The sequence below is a fragment of the Elusimicrobiota bacterium genome (assembly GCA_016788905.1).
Classification (GTDB): Bacteria; Elusimicrobiota; Elusimicrobia; order FEN-1173; family FEN-1173; genus JADKHR01.
Genome location: JAEURZ010000009.1, coordinates 80,529 through 100,548 on the forward strand (window position 1 = coordinate 80,529; position 20,020 = coordinate 100,548).

Below are 20,020 nucleotides of genomic sequence, written 5' to 3' on the forward strand. Positions count from 1 at the left end.
AATCCGAACGTTATGACCGATACCTCGCTCCCGATGCATACCCCGAAGGGACTGGAAGACGTCGTGGTGGGGCCTTCCTCTATTACGTTCCTCGATGGAATTGAGGGGCGGATGTTGTACAAAGGGTATGACGCGGTGGCGATGGCGGGCAAGGTCTCTTTTGAGGAAACCGTCTATCTCTTGTGGGAAGGGGAACTTCCCAACCGTTCGCAACTTAAATCTTTTTCTCAATCCCTTGCCGAGAGTCGGGCTCTGCCCAACGAAGTTCTTGCGGTCATGGAAAGGTTTCCCAAAAAGTGCCACCCCATGGACGTTTTGCGGGGAGGCGTTACGCTTTTGGACATGCTGCCCCCTGACACGGCTGTTCGATCTTTGGACACCAATCGTCAGAGCGCGATTCAGTTGGTGGCCCGTTTGTCCACCCTGGCGGCCGCCTGGGACCGTATTCGCCGTGGCCAGGCCCCCATTCCACCCGATCCGTCTCTGAGCCATTCGGCCAATTTTCTCTACATGCTGAGCGGTCAAAAACCCAGCCCCCTGTGCGTTGATGCCTTGGATATGTACTTGTCCCTGTTGGCGGACCACGATCTGAACGCGTCCACCTTTACCGGGCGGGTGATCGTTTCAACCCTGTCCGACATACATTCAGCGGTGTCCGGGGCCTTGGGTTCTCTCAAGGGACCCTTACACGGCGGCGCGAACGAGAAAGCCATGGAAATGTTTCTTCAAATCGGGGACCCCGACAAGGCGGAAGCCTGGGTTGATCAAGCGATAAAAGAAAAACACAAAATTATGGGGTTTGGCCACCGGGTGTATAAGGTGGAGGACCCTCGTTCCGGCCCCTTGCGCGCCATGTCCCACCGGCTTTCCCAGGAGAAGGGCGATTTGCGGTGGTACAACATCTCGATCAAAGTGGCGGAAGCTGTCCAGCGGCGAAAAAATATTTACACGAACGTGGATTTTTATTCCGCTTCCGTTCTCTATTTGATGGGGATACCCATCGATCTCTTTACCGCGGTTTTTGCCGCGGGTCGCGTGGCGGGGTGGTGCGCCCACATTTTTGAGCAGTTGGCGGACAACCGGCTGATTCGCCCGCGAACGGATTATGTGGGACCAGCCCATCGTCCGTTCGTCGTTCTCGAACAACGACCCTAATTTATTCCCCGTTGGGTGTGAAGATCGTCAGGATGCAGCCCGCCTGGCCCCTGGGGCAACAGATCCGCTTCCGCGACCTATTTTTTTGTCGAATCCCGGGCCCAACTAATAAAAATAAGATTAATTCTCCGTGAAAAATCGTCCTTTTTCGCTCTCGTATTTCAAGCGGGTGATTTCCCCCTTGTTTTGGATGTCGGTGGGGGGCCTTCTCGTTTTTTATGGGGCCCCCCAAACCTCTTCCCCTTCGAAATCCCCCCTGCCTTCGGTTCGATCCCTTGCCCTTCACGCGAACGATTCCGGGATGGTGTGTGATCCGGAATCTCTCCCCAAAGTTCCTGTCCTCCGTGTGGTGGATGGCGATACCCTTGAAATTCTGTGGGACGATCAACCCACCTTTTTGCGGTATTACGGGGTGAACACCACGGAACGGGGCGACGCCTGTTATCGCGAGGCCACCGATCGGAACCGGGTGTTGGTGGGTGGGGCTGTCCGTTTGGCCTTCGACGAACGTTCCCGGGACGCTTACGGACGACTGTTGGCCTATGTTTTTACCACGGAAGGCCAGAGCGTGGACGCCCAATTGGTGGCGGAAGGGATGGGGAAAGCGTGGAAACGGGATGGACTCTTGAAAGGACCTTTGGTTGCGTTGGAGGAACAAGCCCGGACCTCGAAGCGGGGTTGTTTGTGGTCTGGGGAAACGAAACCGCCCAAGCCCAAATCCAATTCTCGCCGCAAACGGCGGGCGCGAACATGAAACTTTACGTGGATGACGTTCGGATGCCTCCCGGGGGATGGGTTTTGGCTCGAACAGTGGCTGAGGCCCTTCATCTATTAGAAGAGGGGGACGTCACCGATGTCAGCCTTGACTATTTTATTGGTGAGGGGGAAGGGGGAACCTTTTTGCCTGTGGCCCATTTTATTTCCGATATGCCTGAGGGGAAACGACCCCAACGGGTTCGACTTCACACCGCTTCCGATGCCGGGGCGGCCCGTTTGGCCCACGCGTTAAACGGGTCCGTGGAACTTATTCGGGTGTAGAGATTCCCTGTCGTTTTTCCCGTTCCTGGATTGGGCTGGCGGGAAGGGTGTCCTGTTTCATCAACTGCCCTTGGGCGTTTACCTGCCCGAATGAAAGCACACCGGTCGGGCAGCTTTGCACGCAGGCGGAACACCGGACGCATTCAGGGTCTTCCATGGGCCGTCCCCGGTTGGCAAAGTTCATGACGTCGATGCCCATGTGACAGACGCTGGTGCACACATTGCACGAGATGCATTTCTTTTTGTCTGAGAAAATACGAAACCGGCTGAACCGGGCGTAGATGTGCATGAGTGCCGCCAGCGGGCAGAACCAGCGGCACCACACTCTTCCGCTATACCAGAAATAAAAACCGTAACCCACCACTCCCGCGAGAAAGACGTCCACCCCCCACTTGTAAGTAATTTTAGCGTGGTTGAACCATTGATTCCAAAGGGATTCGGGGGGGAGAAGCCATCCTAGGATCCGCCACGCTAAAAGAATAAAACAAAGAGCCAATATCCCCTGCCCCACGAAATTCCATCGGTTGGATCGGGGCCCGTGGGGCATCTTTTGTCGGTGGGCGTCCCCCAGGGTTTCCGCCAACGCACCGCAGGAACAAATCCAACCGCAATAGGCGCCTTTCCCCCAGAAATAAATAAGTCCGGGGATCATGACAAAGGTTTGAACCAGGCTGATGGCCAGCCACCCGAAAAGCGGTTTGTCGGTGAAGACGTTATAGATCATCAGCGGCCAGGCCAGGATGAACCCATAGGCGCGCCAATATTCCCGCCCATGTCCGTAGTTCACCATGGGAAAAAGGGCATCTAAAACGGAGGCAGGAATCCACCCTTTTCCACCCAACCAGGGCAGGAGGATTTCCGGAAGGAGAAAGAGGGGAACGATTTGGATGACCATGAGCGTTAGTGTTTGGGCCGTGATGTAGGGGGTCTGACGAAATCGAATGCGCCGAATTCCAAAATAGACCACCAAGAAACTATAGGCCAACGTGTAATAAAACGAGGGAGACGACGCGGACAGGAGAAGGACGCCCCCTAAACTTTTGGGGTCGATCCCACCCGGGCGGGTCCACTCGGCTAAAAAGGTGGGGAACCATCCTTGGGAATAAAACACACCCGAAAGAATTCCTCCGGATTTCCAGTTGTAGAGAGCGAGACAAAAAAGAAAGAATCCGGCAAAAGCCCATCGCGCACCCCGGGTCCATTCTCCTGTGAGCTTCAATCCCGAGCGCTTGAAAAAGGAAAGGGGGGGATCCCGGCCGATCAGGGAGAAGAGCACGTCATTCTCAACATTTTCTTCCGTCCCGGTGGACGTTCGAAGGCTCACTTCCTGGGGCCGAATTTCTTGGACGGTGGTGTTCAGGCGAAGGCCGACACGTCCGACACCTGTTTCGCTGGCCCGAGCGTGGAGTTGCTGAATGTTTTCCGGCTTGGCGCGGGTGATCTCTTTTCCTCGGTAGGACAGGGTGACGGCGGCACCGCTATCGGCCAGAGCGATCGCGGCTTCTAGGGCAGAATCTCCCCCACCTACGACCAAAACGTTTTGATTCTTATACACCGCGGGGTCATGAAGGCGGTTGGTGACCTTGTCCAGATCTTCTCCCGGGACCCCCATTTTTCGGAAGTTTCCGCTACGCCCCAACGCCACAATCACGCGACGGGCGAACAGGGGTTCGGCCCCTTCCAGGCGAACCTCGATTCCTTTCGAGGAGGGGCGAACAGATTCGGCGCGGGCGATTCGAAGGGTGACACCTTCTCTTTCGGTTTGCCGCCGTAATTCATCAACGAGTGGTTCCTTGACCATGGCGGTGAATTGGAGATCACCGGCCGGGGTCATGGAGGTGGGGTAAGTGAAAATCGGTTTCCCCTTCGGGAAATTGATCAGTGTGGAGAAGGGTTCGTTGGCCTCGACAACTTCAAACCGGAGACCCATTTTACGAGCTTCCAGGGCCGCGGCCATTCCCGCCACCCCGCCCCCAACAATCAGGAGGTCCAGAACCTCGGGAGCGGCGGGTTCCTTACGAAGATCTTCTTGGATCCGACGAACCGCGCGGACCCCGGAATCCGCGGCAAATTTAAGGAGGGGGATTCCCCGCAGGTCACCCACCACGTAAACACCCGGTAGGCTCGTTTGGCCTTCCGGGCCTGTTTCGGGAAGGGGTTCCACCCGGCCGGCAGGCCATTGGCCGTGCAACCAACGCCCGTAGCGGGTCAATAAACTTAGCATGGGGCCCCCGCGGTTAATTCCTTTAAGCACTGCCGTGTCTTTGGGGCGATCGTGTCGGGGAGCGACTGGAGTGTGATCGAAAGGCGTTGGAGGTCCTGGGGGGTGTCCACATCATAGTGAGGGGGGAATGTTTGAACCCGAAGACCGACGGCGGCACGGAGGGTGGTGGCCATCACTTCGGAAGTGGACCAGGGAATGTTCTTGAAAAGGGAAGGCTGGGGTTGAGAAAGACCCGCGAGGCAATAGCCTCCATCTTCAGCGGGGATGAAAACGGCGTCCACGTGGGACAGCGCGGAGAAAGTTTCGAGAATTTGGGTCGCACTTAACGTGGGCGCGTCGGTTCCGATCACAGCGACGGGGCCCGGCCCATCCCGAAAGATCGTTTCGAAGGCGTGGATCAATCGATCCCCCAGGGTGGGACCCTGTTGTTCAAAAGAGGGCACGTCGCTCGCGAGCCAGGTGGGGTTGGGCTGTTCGTTGGAGGGGGCGTAGGCCAAGTGGACCTCCGTTCCCGTGGCGCGGGCGGACGTCAGAACGTCAACGCAAAAGGCTCGGTAGAGGGCCGCGCCTTGCAAGGGAGAAAGAGGCGGTGAGAGCCGCGTTTTGCAGCGCCCCGGTGTGGGGGCTCGGACAAACAAAAGAAGGCGGGGGTGGCCCGGGGTTTTGACACCGGTGGGTTCCGTCGCGGAAAGAGCCATGCGGTTTTAGGCGGTTGTCCCGCCGCAACTGGATCCGGCGCCCGCCGTACATCCAAAACAGTGGGAGCCGAACTGAATCTGACGTCCGACCATTTTTTTGATGTCCAAGGTTTCCAGGGTCACAGGGTCTGGATTTCGCGCGTCCAGATCCAACATCTGATTGAAATCGCAGTCGTAGACACGGCCGTCGTGCCCCACGCTGATCAAATTTCGACACATGACTCCCGCCGCGGCTCCGGGGTTAAACGCCGCCACCAATTTGGCCATGTAGTCCTCGTATCCCCCGGTGCGTTCGAGAAATTTCCGGTAGCGTTTGATGGGCATATTCGTGATGGTGAAAAGCTGGTTAAAGGTGACGCCGAAATGGGTGAGGAGTTCCCGTTTGAAATCCGCCTCCAGCGTTTTTTGGTCCGCGGGCAGAAAAGCCCCCACGGGGTTATAGACCAGGTTAAGAATCAGGGAAGACCCTGCCCGTCCATACCCGCGTTCATTGAGCGCGCGCAAACTCCGGAGACTCTTTTCGAAAACGCCGCTTCCTCTTTGCTTGTCCGTGAAATACGCTTGGTAGTAAGGAAGGGAGGAGACCACGTCCACCTGTTCCTGGGCAAAGAAGTCGAGAAGGTATTCCAAACTTTCCCCGGTCAGGGGGTGGGGGTCCCAGGTGACGGTTAAATTGTGGCGAACCATGACCCGTTTCCCTAACGCACGGGCGGACTTTACGAACAAGGTGAAATGCGGGTTTAGTTCCGGCGCTCCGCCCGTGAGATCCAACGTGGTGAGAGTAGGGGTTTTTGCCAAAAGGTTCAGACATCGGTCCACGGTGGGGCGATCCATTATTTCTCGGCGAGCGGGGGACGCGTCCACATGGCAATGGGCGCAGGCCTGGTTGCAGAGTTTTCCCAGGTTGACTTGAAGCGTTTCTATGGAAAGCGGGGGGAGGGTGAGCCCCGCGTGGGAAAGGGCCGCTTCAAAATCCCAGGGGGATTTCGTTTCCCGGGAGAGGGATGTTGCCGCGGCGGTCACGCGCCTTTGTTCTCCAAATGGTTGTGCATCTGGACACCATGGACCAAGGTGATGCCCGCCATGATGGCGGCGGCCACATGAATCGCCTCGGTCATTTGTTCGGGATTAGAACCTGTTTCAAGGCATTGGGTTGTGTAGGCGTCGATGCAATAGGGGCATTTCTGGGCGTGGGCAATGGCCAAACCTATAAGTGATTTTTCCCGTTTGCTGAGCGCCCCGTCTTGGCCGGTGGCGGCGCCATAATAATCGAAAAACTTTTTCATGAGCGGGGTGGCGAATTTGCCTACTTCGGCGAAGCGAGAAAGATCTTTGGACTCGTAATAATTCAAGGGACGACCTCCAGAGAAAGACGTGAGAAAAGACGCTTTCCCCATTATGTCATAAGAACGGTTTCCTCGGGAAAGAGTTCCCTTGAAAATAATGGCATAATGAAGGTTCCAAGCCTCCGGAAATCTCCGTCAACGATGGGAATGTTCTCATGTTCGTTTCAGCTTCTCTTATCCTGGGTCTCTATCTCTTTTCTTTAGCGGTGATGGTGTTGTTCGCCCTTCACCGTTTCTGGATTCTGTACCTTTATATTCGCTATTACAAACGGGCGCCGCGATTGGAGACCCCTCCTCCTCCGTCCGAATGGCCTTTCGTGACCGTTCAGCTCCCCGTCTTTAACGAACGCTACGTGGTGACCCGGTTGATCGATGCCGCGGCCGGGTTGGATTATCCCAAAGACCGATTTGAAGTTCAGGTGTTGGACGATTCCACGGATGATACGTCCCTTCTGGCCGCGGAACGGGCCTCCTATTGGAGGGAACACGGGGTGTCGGTTCAGCACATCCGTCGGGTCAACAGGAACGGATTCAAGGCAGGGGCTTTGGCCCATGGGACGGAATTGGCGCGGGGAGAATATTTGGCTGTTTTCGACGCTGATTTCGTTCCTCCAACGGAATTTTTAAAGAAAGTGATCCCGCACTTCCAGGATCCCCAGTTGGGGTTGATCCAGGGCCGATGGGGTCACCTCAATCGGGGTTTCTCCTTTCTGACGCGCTTGCAGGGGCTCTACCTGGATGGCCATTTCGTGATTGAACAAACAGCGCGAAATCGCGGTGGGGCCTATTTCAATTTTAACGGGACAGCGGGGGTTTGGCGGCGACGAACCATCGAAGCGTCGGGGGGATGGTCCGACGACACGCTGACGGAAGACTTGGACCTTTCCTACCGGGCCCAAATGAACGGATGGCGGTTCCTCTATCTTCCCGATCTCGTTTGCGAAGCTGAACTTCCACCCGACATGCGATCGTTTCGACAGCAACAACATCGTTGGGCCAAGGGGGCGATTCAGGTGGGGAAAAAGATCCTTCCCGCCCTTTGGCGGAGCCGTGCCCCCTGGGTCGCCAAAGTCGAGGGGACGGTTCATTTGGCGGGGAATTTGGCTCACGTGGTCTTCCTGTTGCTGGCGGTACTTTTGTTTCCACTTCTGTATTTGCGGGCCACGGGAGCTGTCCCCCTGTGGCTTGGAGCGGTGGAAACGAGCGTTTTTGTGGTCAGCGCGTCCGCGGTCCTTCTCTACTACGCCTACGTTCGCCGCGAATCGGGGGAATCGGCGAGCCTCTTGTCTTTCCATGATTTGCCAGCCCTGTTGGCCTTCGGGCCGGGGATGAGCTGGAACAACAGTCGGGCGGTGATCAGTGCCCTGTTCAACCACCGGTCCAGTTTCATTCGTACAGCCAAATTCAATGTGATGGGGAAGAAAGAAGCTTGGAAGGCTAAACGTTATCGCCCGCGCGGGGCGTCCTGGGGTGTGGTGGAGATTTCGGGGGCGGTCTACTTTGCGGTGGCGTCCGTTTGGGGCGTTCGTCACGAGCAAGCGGGGACCCTGCCGTTCCTGCTCCTTTTCTTCCTGGGTTTTTCGTATGTGGGTTTGTTGACGTTGGTTCACGCGTTTCGTTCGAGGGAGGAGGGGTGATTTTGTCCTATGCCGTCGCGGTCGGAATGGCGGCGGTGTGGGGGGGCTCTCTCTTCTTGACCCCCTGGCGCGACCATGTCCCGGCTTTCTTAGGGCTCTTCGCCCTTCTCTTCGGGTTGTATGTCCTGGAAGTGGTTCGCAAAAAGCCCCAGGGACTTTTCGGGTGGGGATTTGTCATCGGAACGGCGGTCCTCTTTCGAAGCATTGCTTTCTTTTCGCCTCCCAGCCTTTCCGATGACATCCACCGTTACTTGTGGGACGGGCGTGTCCAGGCGGCGGGGATCAATCCTTACCAATACGCTCCGGCGGATCCGGCCCTGGACGTTTTTCGGAACCCCGCGCAACCTCCCGTCAACCATCCCACGGTCGCGACCCTATACCCCCCCTTATCGCAGATGGCGTTCCGGCTGGCGGCTCGGGTCCCAACCCTCTCAGCCCAAAAAGCGCTCTTTGCGGGTTTAGAACTTTGTCTACTGGGGTTGATGGTTTTGTTCCTTTCTCGCCGGGGCCAAGGCCCTGATCGGTTGCTCCTTTACGCGTGGAACCCCCTCTTGATCGTCGAATTTTGGTCCTCAGGACACATGGATTCCCTGGGACTCTTGTTTCTGGTGGCGGGTGTTTTCGCGTGGGAGGCGAGTTTGTTTCGTCGGGCGGGGGGACTGTGGGGACTCGCTTTTCTGGGGAAGTTTGCTTCCCTGATCTTTTTGCCGTGGATGATCCTTCGCCAACGCGGTCGGGGGATTTTGGGCTATTTCCTTCTCGTGGTGCTGTTGGGATACGCGGTCTATTTTCTCATGCCCTTGTCGGAACTGAGCCGATTCTTTCAAGGGGCCGCCACCTACGCCCAGCGATGGTCTTTTAACGCGAGCGTTTACGCTCTTCTCCTGAAGGGGACCCCATGGTCGACGGAGATGATCAAAATTGTTTTCGCTGTTGTCGCGGGGGGCGTTGCCGGTCTCTTGGCCCTCACTTTAGAAGATCGGCAAGTTTCTGTTTACGCCGGAATAGTGATTGCCCTTTCGATCGCGCTCAGTCCGGTGGTTCATCCCTGGTATGTCCTCTGGATCCTTCCGTTCGTCACACTCTATCCCTGTCCATCGGGGATCGCCCTCACGGGACTGGCCGCCCTTTCCTACCTGGTGATTCCGGTGTATGCGACCACGGGAATGTGGAAACTTCCGGCGTGGGTCCCCTGGGTGGAATACCTTCCCGTGTATGCTCTTCTCTTCTGGGAACTTCAGCGGACCCGCCGACCGCACCGGGTCTGGTCGCCCACCCCCCTGGGTCCACCTCGGGTTTGTGTGGTTATTCCCGCGGTGGATGAGGAGGACGCGTTGCCCCTGGTGTTGAAGGAAATTCCTCAAAACCTGTGTTCTTGGGTGATCGTGGCCGACAACGGATCCCAGGATCAAACGGTTCAACGGGCAAGGGCCGCGGGGGCGAATGTGGTGCACGAACCTTCCCGCGGCTACGGCCGGGCGGTGCAAGCGGCTCTCCGGGCCATGCCCGCCGAGGCGAACGTGGTGGTCATTTTGGACGGGGATCATTCGGATTTCCCTGAAGATTTACCGGTGCTCTTGGATCCCCTCGTTCGCGGGGAAGCGGATTTTGTTATTGGGTCTCGGATTCGAGGGGGCGCTCCTCGGGGGTCGTTAACGTGGCCCCAGCGGGTGGGGAACGCTTTGGCGTGTGGAGTGATCCGGGTCTATTTCGGTCAACCGTTCACGGACCTCGGCCCTTTTCGGGCCCTTCGCCGCGATCTTCTGGAAGATCTTTCAATGGAAGACCCCACCTTTGGATGGAATGTGGAAATGCAGGTGAAGGCTCTTCGTCGTGGGGCGCGCGTGAGGGAAGTCCCTGTGCGGTATCGTTCCCGGGTGGGGCGGTCCAAAATTTCCGGCACCTGGTCGGGGGTCTTTCGTGCGGGGGTTCGTATTCTGTGGGCGTTAGTCCGCTATCGCGTGGTTCCCCTGGTGAAGCCCAAGAATCCTATAATGGTGAAATAAATTCATCTTGTTAAGGAGTGTGGTGTTTTGAGATCGGTCATTCTTTTCTGTGGGACGAGGGGTTAGATCCATGTTAGCGAAGGTGATGAGCGCCGCTGTGATCGGCATTGATGGGTTCATCGTTCATGTGGAGGTGGATCTGTCTCCGGGCTTACCGGTGTTTGCCACGGTGGGCTTGCCGGACGCCGCGGTGCGGGAATCGAAAGATCGTGTGGTGGCGGCGGTGCGGAACTCCGGTTTCGATTTCCCTGTGCGGCGGGTGACCGTGAACCTTTCTCCGGCGGACATCAAAAAAGAAGGGACAGCTTTCGATCTTCCCATGGCTTTGGGTGTTTTGGCGGCGGACGGATTGGTTTCTTCGGAGCGTTTGTCGAAACATGTTTTGATTGGTGAGTTGGCTCTGGATGGACGGGTGCGGCCGGTGCGGGGTGTTCTTCCCATCGCCCTCGCGGCTCGGGAAGCGGGGGTGGAAGCGCTGATCTTGCCGGCCGCCAACGCGGCCGAAGCGGCGGTGGTGGAAGGGCTTACGCTGGTTCCCACCTCCAGCCTTGAAGAGACCATTCGTTATCTGCGTGGCGAGTGGTCGCCCACGGTTCTCCCGCGCCCCACAGAGAAAAAGGTTTTAACAGAAGAGGGGCTGGATTTCGCGGATATCCGAGGCCAGATGTTTGCGAAGCGAGCCCTCGAGGTGGCCGCGGCGGGGGCCCACAACATTCTCATGATCGGCCCTCCAGGTTCAGGAAAAACCATGTTGGCCCGGCGCCTCCCCGGCCTCCTCCCCCCCCTGGGGTTTGAGGAGTCTCTTGAAACGCGGAAAATTCATTCGGTGGCCGGGCTCGGTCCATCGGCACCCCTGGGAGAACGGCCTTTTCGAACGCCCCATCACACCATCTCCGATGTGGCGTTGATCGGCGGTGGGTCCATCCCCCGGCCCGGCGAAGTTTCCCTGGCCCATAACGGCGTGCTCTTTTTAGATGAGTTGCCGGAGTTTGACCGGCACGTGTTGGAAGTTCTTCGGCAACCGCTGGAAGAGGGGTCGGTCACGATCTCCCGGGCGGCCCGGACGGTCCGTTTCCCGGCGCGGTTCACCCTGGTGGCAGCCATGAACCCTTGCCCCTGCGGCTACGAAGGCCACCCGGACCGGGAATGCGTGTGCCCGCTCTTCGCTGTGCGGAAATACCGGGCCAAAATATCGGGCCCGCTTTTGGACCGAATTGATATGCACATTGAAGTCCCCGCGCTCAGCTTGGCGGAAATGACGGAGGATCTTCCTCCGGGGGAAACCACAGGGGTTGTGCGGGAACGGGTGTTAACGGCCCGAGCTCTCCAGAAGGAGCGGTTGGGGCCCCGGGGGGCCGGGGCCAACGCGCTGATGAACGGGAAAGAAGTGAAGGCCCACTGTAAATTGGACGCGGGGTCAAAGGCTCTGCTGAAAGCCGCTGTTTCGCGGTTGGGTCTTTCCGCCCGTTCCTTTGACCGGATTTTAAAGGTGTCCCGGACCATCGCCGATTTGGCGGGGTCAGACGTTTTACGGGAAGACCACGTGGCCGAAGCGGTGGGCTATCGAACGCTCGATCGCCCGGCGGTCCCCCTGTAAAAAACTCAAGGGATTCCAAGTTTGCCGTGGACCACGTGAGGAATCTTTTGTTTCAAAGCAAGGGGGTTCCACCCCCTCCCACCCCCGCCAAGCGCTCCGCCCTGGACCCGGGTCACTTTTCTTTGGACTCGCAAAGAAAAGTGACCAAAAGAAACGGGTCCCGTCGGCCTGCGCGCGATTTTGTGCCGGAGGCTGACCCAACTCCCGGCCCTCAAAGGCCTACGGGCCGGATCGGACAGGGTCATCCCCACTATCGTCACAAAATCGTGCTCGAATCGCCTCAATGGGGATTCAAAAGGCGATGCCCAAGAAACACCTCTAAAAGACCAACCCTACATTCTGAAGCCACTAAATCTATTGAATTGAAGTGGGGGGAGTGCCGGGTTTCCACTTGATGTTGCACCCGGTGCTGGGGAACTGTTTTAGGGTGACCGGTTGACTGGTGAGAACCGCTTGGATGGCGGCGCGAAGGTCCTTCCCTGTTAACGGTTTGTTGTTTCCGGGGCGGCTGTCATCCAGTTGGCCGCGGTAGACCAACCGGCGTCCTTTGTCAAACAGGAAAAAATCGGGTGTGCAGGCGGCCGAATACGCCTTGGCCGTGGCTTGGGTTTCGTCATAAAGGTACGGGAATGAAAAACCGGCTTCCCGGGCCTGTTCTTTTAGAAACGTGGGGCCATCGTCCGGGTGGGTCTCGGCGTCGTTGGAGCTGATGGCCACGATCCCCACACTTTTCCGCGCGTAATCCCGACCGAGGCGAGCCAATTCTTTCTCGATATGTTTGACGTAGGGGCAATGGCGGCAAATGAACGTGACCAGCAGAGCGTCAAAACGTGAAAAGTCATCCAGAGAAACCTGTTGTCCGGTCGTGACATCCGGCAGCCGAAAGGCCGGGGCCAGGGTTCCTAAGGGCAACATCGTTGATGGGGTGAGGGACATGGGGAACTCCTTTTACCGTTGTAAAAACAAATTTAACTCTCTTGGACCCCTGTGTCAATGCGAGGGGAGGGGCCCGTCTTGGAGAGAAAAATTGATTTTCGTCGACAAATCGGGTATATTGAACTCCTTCCGATTTTGCACAGGTGGCAGAGCGGTCAAATGCACCAGACTGTAAATCTGGCGGGCTACGCCCTTCGAAGGTTCGAATCCTTCCCTGTGCAGTTTTTTTTAGTGAAATTATTTTGCGATTGAGCTTGCGATGTTGGGGCTTTCGGGATTAACGTCAATGGTTCTGAGACGGGGAATGACAACGAGGTCCATGTCTTCCATGGGGATGGCCCCGAGGAGAACTTGGTCTCCCATCACAAGGGCCCCCGCGAAGCCGATTCTGTTTTTGAATCGAATCTCAATGGGCCCGACATAGGGGACAAGTATTTTGTCGCCACTGGCCAGAATGACTTCCTTCTTGTCAATTTCTTCCAACTTAAGTTGAATCTGTGTATGTTGGGGGATGCACAAATGGACAGCCCCGGTATCCACCAACGCCTGAACCGTCATCGGTGAAATCCCATCTTCCCGGGGGTTTTTTAATTGGATATCTGCAATGACGAGTCCCATGGCAAAATTATATCTGATTTGAAGCCCATGAGTGAGCGTGTGTCGTTCGGGAAATGGGTTTTTTCGGGTAGAACAATAGTGCTCCCCGCTACGACCTGCACTTTTTTGTTCGTAAAAAAGTCCGTCTTTTCCGTCTCGCATCAGCGGCTCTGCCGCTTCAGGTGCCAGGCTCTCTGAGCCTGGCCGGTCCTCGCGCCCAACTGAAGATTCCGGGCTAGTGGCTGTTGGTGGGAAGAAACGGGTTGTTGAAAAACATCCGTAAGCCTCAAAACAAATGGGCAATTTTTATTAGCATAAAAGATTAGCGATCAATAGTATTGATAGACGAATTTTTACACCTTGGATCTGAAAATCTGGCGGGCTACGCCCTTCGAAGGTTCGAATCTTTCCCTGTGCCGTTTTTCCCTTTCCTGTTCAACCAAAACGTTCCCGCGAGCACACAGATTCCACCCACGAGAAGCGTGTGGGGGGCGCCGATCTTTTCGGTGAGGCTTCCGGCGATGAGGGCCCCGAAGGGGGCGACGCCCAGGAACGCCATGATGAAAAGGCTCATGACGCGGCCCCGTTTATCGTCGTCCACGGTGGTTTGAATCAGGGTGTTGCTGGTCGCCATTTGAATCATAAATCCAAACCCGCACACCACCAAGAGTCCCATGGAAAGCCAGAGGGTTTTGGAGAACGAAAAAGCGATTAATCCCACCGCGAAAAGTCCTGCTCCCCGGGGAATCCAGTTCCGTAATTTTTCGTCCGGTTTTTGCCCCGCCAGGGTCAAGGCTCCGGCCAAAGCGCCCACCCCGGCGGCGGTCATGAGAAACCCCAGGGTGTGGGGGCCCCCGCCCAAGACGTTCCCAGCAAAGAGGGGAACCAGGGTCATGTAGGGGGCGCCCATGAGGCTCGAAAGAGCGAGCAGGATAAGGATGGGGCGAATGGTGGGTGACTTAAATGTGTAACGCCATCCTTCCCACAGTTGGTTGAGCGTGCCTTGGGTTTGGGGAGGCGCAATCACTCGGGGGCGGACCCTCATGGCGAGGAGGGCCCCAATCACCGCCAGATAACTGACCCCATCGGCCAGAAAACATACTCCTTCCCCCACCGCCACGATGAGGAGTCCCCCCAGGGAGGGCCCCACCAACCGCGCGAGGTTAAACAAAGAGGAATTGAGCGCAATGGCGTTCCCCAAATCTTCTTTTTTTTCGATCAAATCCACCACGAGAGCTTGGCGGCCCGGCATATCAAAGGCGTTGACGACTCCTTGGAGCCCCGCCAGGACCAACAAAGCCGGGAGCGTGGCTCGATCGGTTAAAACGACGAAAGCCAAGGCAAAGGATTGGACCATGGAGAGGGTTTGGGTTGTGATGAGGAGTTTCCGGCGGTCCCACCGATCGACAACGAGCCCCGCGAAGGGGGTGATGATAAAAGCCGGAAATTGGCCCACAAAACCCACCACCCCCAGGGCTAGGCCAGAACCGGTTAAACGATAAACCAACCAACTGATCGCGGTGGATCCAATCCATGTCCCCACCAGGGAAATGATTTGACCGCCGAAAAACAGTCGGTAATTGGGATAACGTAAGGCCCGCAAAAGAAAGGAAGTTCGGGAGGGGAGAGGTAGGGGTTTCATAGGGGGGATGAGGACTGACCTGAAAATAAAAAACGGGGGAATGAAAAGACGCTTTCATCCCCCCGTTTAACTAGCAACCACAGCCGGGTCCGAACATGGCAACCTCCTTCTATAGGGTTATGAACTAGAACACGGCAACTGAACTAAAGTTCCCAGATCCAACCCTATTTTAGCATTTTCAACCCAAATCCAGGAGCGTATTGACGCGGGCCCTCAGACGCTCGGGGCATTCGCAGGGGTCCGATTCTTTCAATCGTTCCACCAAACGCTCTTCAAACTTAAATCGGCCGCCGCACGGGGGGCATTGCTTCAGATGTTGGCGAATTTGTTCCTCGTCCGCGGGGGTGAGTTCCCGTTTGTTCAAAAAGTCGTGAAGGCGATCGATGACTTCCTCGCACACGTGCCAATGTTTCGGGTCGAACGGGTTGGTCATGGGGTGATCTCCAGAAGGCCCGCATCCACGGCATGGCGGTGGAGGCTCGATTGCAAAAGACCGCGGCCCCGGGCCAACCGGGACCGAACCGTCCCCAGGGGGATTTCCAGAGAATCCGCCACTTCTTGATAGGAAAGGCCTTGCAAATCGAAAAGGACGACGGCGGCCCGGTATTCGTCCGGGAGAGCGTCCAGGGCTTTCCGAAACTCTTCATTGGTCAGACGGCCCATGACTTCTTTGGCGGGGTCCGGTGACGCCGGTGCGTGCGCGGCCAATTTATTGAAAAAGTGGAAGAGGTCTATTTTTTCGTAGGCGTCAACGGAAACCTTCTCAGGTTCGCGCTTTTTCTTTCGGAAATGATTGATGTAGGCGTTGGTGAGGATGCGGTAAAGCCACGCGCGCATGTTGGTTCCGGGACTGAACTGATCGATGTTTTTCCAGGCCCGGGCAAAGGCATCCGCCACCAAGTCTTCCGCCGCCGCGGGGTTTCGGGTCATACGAAGGGCTGCCCCATACAGTTCGTCCAGGAGGGGGAGGGCTTTTTCTTTAAATTCTTGGCGGCGTTCATCACCCATGGTAACGCCGCGCGCGGGTAAGAGTTCCCGAGGGTCTCACATGGAAAGACTAACAATTCGCAAGGGGTCCCGCAACCTCACGATATTCTTGGAAAAGGGTAAGATAGGGGGATGAAAAACCGCTTGGCCCATGAAAGCAGCCCCTATTTGCTCCAGCACGCGGAAAATCCTGTGGAGTGGTTCCCCTGGGGGCGCGAAGCTTTTGAGAAAGCGCGAAGGGAGGATAAACCCCTTCTGATTTCCATCGGGTATTCCACCTGTCATTGGTGTCACGTGATGGAACGGGAATGTTTTGAAAATCCGTCCATTGCGGCGGTAATGAACGAACATGTGGTGGCGGTTAAAGTGGATCGGGAAGAACGGCCGGATGTGGATCGCCTTTATATGACCGCGGTTCAGGCCATGACGGGGCAAGGCGGATGGCCGCTGAACGTGTTCGTCACTCCCGAGGGAAAACCGTTTACAGGGGGAACCTATTTCCCCCCGGAAGACCGGCACGGTCGCCGGGGGTGGCCGGCCGTCGTGGAGGCCATCAGCAAGGCTTGGCGAGATCCCGCGACCAAGAGCCGTCTCTTGTCCCAGGGAGACCATTTGACCCAGGCCACACGGGAGTATCTTGTTCCAACGGGTTCCGCTTCTTCGGAGGATACGGGTTCGTGGGAGGAGTGCCGAAAGTCCTTGGAAGAGACCTACGACGATCAAAACGGGGGATTTTCCCGGGCGCCCAAATTCCCCATGCCGGTTAATACTTTTTTTCTGTTTCGTTACGCCGCGGCGGTGGGCGGGCCGGAAGGGGCGAAAGCTCAGTCCATGGCGGTCACGTCCCTTTCCCACATGGCCCGGGGGGGGCTCTTTGACCAGGTGGGGGGCGGGTTTCACCGCTATTCAACAGACGACCGTTGGTTCCTCCCCCACTTTGAAAAAATGCTCTACGACAACGCCCAGTTGGCCGTCAACTATGTGGACGCCTTTCACCTGACCGGGGAGGATTTTTTTGCTGGAACGGCCCGCGCCACTTTGGATTACCTGCTCCGGGACCTGTGTCACCCGGAGGGGGGCTTTTTTTCCGCGGAAGACGCCGACAGTTTTCCCCAAAACGAAGAGTCCACCGAAAAACGGGAAGGGGCGTTTTACGTTTGGGAAGCGGAAGAGATTCGAAAAGTGATCGGGGATGTGGATTTCCCTCTTTTTGCCTCTTTCTATGGCGTTTTTCCGGAAGGGAACGTGACCGAAGATCCCCAGGGGGAATTCGGAAACAAAAATATTTTGCATGAGGCCCGTCCCCTTGCGGAGGTCGCCGGGTCCCTCGGAATTCCTGTGGAAGAATCCCGTCGACGGTTGGGCCACGCGCGGGCTCAGCTTTTGTCGGTTCGCTCCCAGCGACCGCGCCCCCATCTGGACGATAAAATCCTCACGTCCTGGAATGGGCTCGCCTTAACCGCGTTCGCTCGCGCGGCGATTGTTCTGGACGACACCCGCTATCGGGCCGCGGCTCAGCGGGCGGCGAAATTTTTGAAGCAAGAACTTTGGGACGGCGAACGCCTTTTCCGGCGGTGGCGGGAAGGGAAACGGGCTGTTTTCGCTTTTGCGGACGATCACGCTTTTCTCGCTCAAGGGCTTGTTGATTTGTATGAAGCCGATTTTGATGTGACGCATCTCCTCTGGGCCGAACAGCTCATGGACATTACCTTGAAAGAATTTCAGGATCCCACCAGTGGGGCTCTGTTCAGCAGTGGGGAAGATCAAGATCCTCTCCTGCCGTTTCGTGCGCGGGAAGAGGGGGATAACGTGGAACCCTCGGCGGCCAGCGTGTCCGTGTTGACGCTTTTGCGTTTGGGGCGGATTTTGGGGCGGGAAGATTTCGGTCACGCGGCGGATCGGATGATGAAGGCCCATTTCGCCACAGCCCCCGGGCCCCGGGCCTATCCGGCCCTCCAGGCGGCGCGCCTCTACGCCCAGGCTTCCCCATCGGACCTCGTGATTGTGGGGGACGCTTCGCTTCCCGCGACCCAAGACTTAATTCGCGTGGGGCGATCTCGTTTTCGACCGAATTTAACGGTTCGGCTTTTGGATGAAGGGTCCCTTCGGGCGTTCTGGGTGGAACGGGTCCCTTTTCTGGAGAACATGGGCCTGGTTCAAGGGCAACCCGCCGCCTACCTCTGCCATCATTTCACGTGCCAGCCTCCCGTGACAGACGGGGAACGATTGCGGGCCCTTTTGTATCCCCAAAAATTTGATAAAACCGGTTCCTAGCCTAAATACGGGAGGCGTATGTGACTGACGAGCAACGCAGGCGTAGGCCAAAAGCCACCCGTAAAATGGCTCGCTGGCCCGTGGACTATTGCAGTTATACGTAGGATTTATGTAATCTACGTATAATGAAATTTGTTCCTCCCACAAAACAGGACTTAACGACCCAAACAATCTACTCCGAACTGTTGGATCGGGTGAAGATTCGGGAGGCGAGTCGATCGTTGGGTCATGCCCCTGGGGGATTTGTTTCTAAAACCATTAAGGGGGTTCGCTATATTTATTTTCAGGCTTCTTTGCCTGGGGGAGAATTTCGACAGGTTTACATCGGCAAACAATCTCCTGATTTGGTCCGGTTGGTCGACCTCTATGTCAAAGAAAAAAAATCGATTGAAGAGGAAGAATTTTCACTCCAGAGGCTCTGCGCGCAACTTCGAGTGGGGGGGGCTCTATTCACTGAGATTTCTTCCGGGTGTGTCCTGGCCGCCTTGTCGAACGCGGGGCTTTTTCAAGGGGGGGGGGTGTTGGTCGGAACCCACGCTTTGCCCGTGCTTGGAAATCTTCTGGGAGCGCGTTGGTCTTCCGGGGCTGTTTTGACCCAAGACATCGATATGGCCCTCCCACCGGTTCAAGTGGTGGTTCCAAACCAAAAGGACCATGTCCCGACAGCGCTTGATCGTCTTAAAATGGGATTTCTTCCTGTCCCCGCAATGAACCCCAGAAACCATTCCTTCTCCTACAAGGTTCGAGGGCATGCCCTCCGCGTTGATGTATTGACCCCTGCGAATGGAAAAGAAGAGTCTCCGGTCTTTTTTCCGCAGTGGAACGCCGCGGCTCAACCCTTGCCCTACCTCGACTATCTGTTGGCGGACCCCCTTGCGGGTCTTGTTATAAGCGGAGGACCCGTTTTTGTAAAAGTGCCTCAACCCGCCCGGTTTGCTCTCCACAAGCTGATCGTTCAGGGGGAACGGTGGGCAGGGGAATCTGCCCGGTCGGGGAAAGACATTTACCAAAGCGGTCAAGTTTTGTCCTTGCTCCTCTCAGAGAGGCCGGGAGACATTGTTCTTGCCTGGGAAGGTCTCCGCGCGAAGGGTTCTTCCTGGGTTAAAAAAATGCAGGCTGGCCTATTCCTTCTAGGAAAATCCGGATTTCAGCAATTACCCGAACTAAAACAGTTGTTTTCTTGATGAAACGCAATAAAGACATCGAGCGGTTTTCCCGTGACGACGAATGGAAAACAGATCGCTTTTATCCCCAGTGGCAAGGTGATCCGCTAAAAAGAAAGAGGAAATTCCATAGTAACATCGCTGGACAAGGGGAGCACATTTGGTGGGATTTCAATGGGTTACGATCGAAAAAGGAGGCGCGACAATGGGGATGGGGAGAATGAACTCGGTGGGGTTGGTGGTGGGACTGATTTTTGGGGCGGCCGGGGTTCTGGCTAATGACCTGGCGGTAACGAACGTGGCGTTGGTACCGCGGGATTCCACCACGAGCTTTGTTGAATTCGACATTTCGTGGTCGAATTCCTGGCGATACACGAACATCAACCACGACGCGGCCTGGGTGTTCTTCAAGATGCAGGAGGAAAGCACAACGACCTGGTCGCATGTGATGCTGGAGAGCGCGGGGATCAACCCGGTGGGCACCTCCACCGGAACGGGCACGGGGATTGAGCTTATTGTGGCGAGCGACCGGGTGGGACTGTTCGTGCGTCGCGCGGCGGAGGGGGCGGGACCGGTGGCGGTGGAGAACGTGCGGGCGGTGTTTAACTTTAGCGACCACGGATTGTTACGGACCTCGAAGGTGAAGATACAGGTCCTGGCGGTGGAGATGGTGTATGTGGCCGAGGGCGATTTCGCCGCGGGCAGTGGCGGGACGGAGGT

At 56.7% G+C, this 20,020-nt stretch carries 18 protein-coding genes and 1 tRNA gene; 10 read left to right on the top strand and 9 right to left on the bottom strand.

Going from position 1 to position 20,020, the window contains the following annotated elements:
• The first annotated feature begins 33 nt into the window (after window positions 1-33).
• From JNK54_05500 to JNK54_05510, 3 genes are all read left to right on the top strand, one after another.
• Window positions 34-1,155 (top strand): citrate synthase, encoded by a 1,122-nt coding sequence (locus JNK54_05500; GenBank protein MBL8023722.1) that lies wholly within the window; start codon window positions 34-36, stop codon window positions 1,153-1,155.
• A gap of 130 nt (window positions 1,156-1,285) precedes the next feature.
• Complete coding sequence (locus JNK54_05505) at window positions 1,286-1,909, top strand: thermonuclease family protein (protein ID MBL8023723.1); 624 nt, start codon at window positions 1,286-1,288, stop codon at window positions 1,907-1,909.
• The gene (locus JNK54_05510) at window positions 1,906-2,193 is read left to right on the top strand and encodes a hypothetical protein (protein MBL8023724.1); all 288 of its coding nucleotides are present in this window, start codon (window positions 1,906-1,908) and stop codon (window positions 2,191-2,193) included. Before JNK54_05505 ends, JNK54_05510 begins: the two co-directional genes overlap by 4 nt.
• Here JNK54_05510 and JNK54_05515 read toward each other — a convergent pair.
• From JNK54_05515 to JNK54_05530, 4 genes are read right to left on the bottom strand one after another with little or no spacing between them, the layout of a single operon-like run.
• Window positions 2,180-4,417: an NAD(P)-binding domain-containing protein gene (locus tag JNK54_05515; GenBank protein ID MBL8023725.1), complete on the bottom strand. Its 2,238-nt coding sequence runs from the start codon at window positions 4,415-4,417 to the stop codon at window positions 2,180-2,182. The genes JNK54_05510 and JNK54_05515 overlap by 14 nt on opposite strands.
• On the bottom strand, window positions 4,411-5,115 hold the full coding sequence (locus tag JNK54_05520; protein ID MBL8023726.1) for a TIGR04282 family arsenosugar biosynthesis glycosyltransferase: 705 nt from the start codon (window positions 5,113-5,115) through the stop codon (window positions 4,411-4,413). Before JNK54_05520 ends, JNK54_05515 begins: the two co-directional genes overlap by 7 nt.
• Window positions 5,116-5,121: 6 nt before the next feature.
• The gene (gene arsS, locus JNK54_05525) at window positions 5,122-6,138 is read right to left on the bottom strand and encodes an arsenosugar biosynthesis radical SAM protein ArsS (GenBank protein MBL8023727.1); all 1,017 of its coding nucleotides are present in this window, start codon (window positions 6,136-6,138) and stop codon (window positions 5,122-5,124) included.
• The gene (locus JNK54_05530) at window positions 6,135-6,512 is read right to left on the bottom strand and encodes a carboxymuconolactone decarboxylase family protein (protein MBL8023728.1); all 378 of its coding nucleotides are present in this window, start codon (window positions 6,510-6,512) and stop codon (window positions 6,135-6,137) included. Before JNK54_05530 ends, arsS begins: the two co-directional genes overlap by 4 nt.
• A gap of 104 nt (window positions 6,513-6,616) precedes the next feature.
• On the opposite strand from JNK54_05530, the gene JNK54_05535 reads away from it, so the two are divergent.
• From JNK54_05535 to JNK54_05545, 3 genes are all read left to right on the top strand, one after another.
• Window positions 6,617-8,098 carry a glycosyltransferase family 2 protein gene (locus JNK54_05535; GenBank protein MBL8023729.1) on the top strand — a complete coding sequence of 494 codons (1,482 nt, stop codon included), beginning with the start codon at window positions 6,617-6,619 and terminating at the stop codon, window positions 8,096-8,098.
• Window positions 8,099-8,100: 2 nt separating this feature from the next.
• Entirely contained in the window at window positions 8,101-10,104 is a 2,004-nt protein-coding gene (locus JNK54_05540; GenBank protein MBL8023730.1) for a glycosyltransferase, read from the top strand.
• A gap of 70 nt (window positions 10,105-10,174) precedes the next feature.
• Window positions 10,175-11,701, top strand: coding sequence for a YifB family Mg chelatase-like AAA ATPase (locus JNK54_05545; GenBank protein MBL8023731.1), 1,527 nt, complete (start codon window positions 10,175-10,177; stop codon window positions 11,699-11,701).
• 354 nt (window positions 11,702-12,055) lie between these two features.
• On the opposite strand, the gene JNK54_05550 is transcribed toward JNK54_05545, so the two are convergent.
• A complete protein-coding gene (locus JNK54_05550; protein ID MBL8023732.1) occupies window positions 12,056-12,637 on the bottom strand; it encodes a thioredoxin family protein in 582 nt (193 codons plus the stop codon).
• A 137-nt stretch (window positions 12,638-12,774) separates the two neighbouring features.
• Between JNK54_05550 and JNK54_05555 the strand changes: the two genes are divergently transcribed.
• Window positions 12,775-12,858, top strand: a tRNA-Tyr gene (locus JNK54_05555).
• A 16-nt stretch (window positions 12,859-12,874) separates the two neighbouring features.
• Here the strand turns inward: JNK54_05555 and JNK54_05560 are convergent.
• From JNK54_05560 to JNK54_05575, 4 genes are all read right to left on the bottom strand, one after another.
• Window positions 12,875-13,255 (bottom strand): clan AA aspartic protease, encoded by a 381-nt coding sequence (locus tag JNK54_05560; protein MBL8023733.1) that lies wholly within the window; start codon window positions 13,253-13,255, stop codon window positions 12,875-12,877.
• Window positions 13,256-13,616: 361 nt separating this feature from the next.
• Window positions 13,617-14,876, bottom strand: a complete 1,260-nt coding sequence (locus JNK54_05565; GenBank protein ID MBL8023734.1) for an MFS transporter — start codon at window positions 14,874-14,876, stop codon at window positions 13,617-13,619.
• A 178-nt stretch (window positions 14,877-15,054) separates the two neighbouring features.
• Entirely contained in the window at window positions 15,055-15,309 is a 255-nt protein-coding gene (locus JNK54_05570) for a zf-HC2 domain-containing protein (GenBank protein ID MBL8023735.1), read from the bottom strand.
• A complete protein-coding gene (locus JNK54_05575) occupies window positions 15,306-15,884 on the bottom strand; it encodes a sigma-70 family RNA polymerase sigma factor (protein MBL8023736.1) in 579 nt (192 codons plus the stop codon). The genes JNK54_05570 and JNK54_05575 overlap by 4 nt, the downstream gene beginning before the upstream one ends.
• Window positions 15,885-15,995: 111 nt before the next feature.
• Between JNK54_05575 and JNK54_05580 the strand changes: the two genes are divergently transcribed.
• The 3 genes from JNK54_05580 to JNK54_05590 form a co-directional block, all read left to right on the top strand.
• Window positions 15,996-18,137, top strand: coding sequence for a thioredoxin domain-containing protein (locus tag JNK54_05580; protein ID MBL8023737.1), 2,142 nt, complete (start codon window positions 15,996-15,998; stop codon window positions 18,135-18,137).
• Window positions 18,138-18,262: 125 nt separating this feature from the next.
• On the top strand, window positions 18,263-19,321 hold the full coding sequence (locus JNK54_05585; protein ID MBL8023738.1) for a nucleotidyltransferase domain-containing protein: 1,059 nt from the start codon (window positions 18,263-18,265) through the stop codon (window positions 19,319-19,321).
• 190 nt (window positions 19,322-19,511) lie between these two features.
• Window positions 19,512-20,020, top strand: a 509-nt coding sequence (locus tag JNK54_05590; protein MBL8023739.1) for a hypothetical protein, incomplete at its 3' end; no start/stop codon positions are given.

Coding starts and splice junctions, on each gene's coding strand:
- JNK54_05500 (MBL8023722.1), top strand. CDS start 34: ATGCATACCCCGAAGGGACTGGAAGACGTCGTGGTGGGGCCTTCCTCT.
- JNK54_05575 (MBL8023736.1), bottom strand. CDS start 15,884: ATGGGTGATGAACGCCGCCAAGAATTTAAAGAAAAAGCCCTCCCCCTC.
- JNK54_05585 (MBL8023738.1), top strand. CDS start 18,263: ATGAAATTTGTTCCTCCCACAAAACAGGACTTAACGACCCAAACAATC.
- JNK54_05545 (MBL8023731.1), top strand. CDS start 10,175: ATGTTAGCGAAGGTGATGAGCGCCGCTGTGATCGGCATTGATGGGTTC.
- JNK54_05535 (MBL8023729.1), top strand. CDS start 6,617: ATGTTCGTTTCAGCTTCTCTTATCCTGGGTCTCTATCTCTTTTCTTTA.
- JNK54_05580 (MBL8023737.1), top strand. CDS start 15,996: ATGAAAAACCGCTTGGCCCATGAAAGCAGCCCCTATTTGCTCCAGCAC.
- JNK54_05510 (MBL8023724.1), top strand. CDS start 1,906: ATGAAACTTTACGTGGATGACGTTCGGATGCCTCCCGGGGGATGGGTT.
- JNK54_05530 (MBL8023728.1), bottom strand. CDS start 6,512: ATGGGGAAAGCGTCTTTTCTCACGTCTTTCTCTGGAGGTCGTCCCTTG.
- JNK54_05550 (MBL8023732.1), bottom strand. CDS start 12,637: ATGTCCCTCACCCCATCAACGATGTTGCCCTTAGGAACCCTGGCCCCG.
- JNK54_05565 (MBL8023734.1), bottom strand. CDS start 14,876: ATGAAACCCCTACCTCTCCCCTCCCGAACTTCCTTTCTTTTGCGGGCC.
- JNK54_05570 (MBL8023735.1), bottom strand. CDS start 15,309: ATGACCAACCCGTTCGACCCGAAACATTGGCACGTGTGCGAGGAAGTC.
- JNK54_05515 (MBL8023725.1), bottom strand. CDS start 4,417: ATGCTAAGTTTATTGACCCGCTACGGGCGTTGGTTGCACGGCCAATGG.
- JNK54_05520 (MBL8023726.1), bottom strand. CDS start 5,115: ATGGCTCTTTCCGCGACGGAACCCACCGGTGTCAAAACCCCGGGCCAC.
- JNK54_05560 (MBL8023733.1), bottom strand. CDS start 13,255: ATGGGACTCGTCATTGCAGATATCCAATTAAAAAACCCCCGGGAAGAT.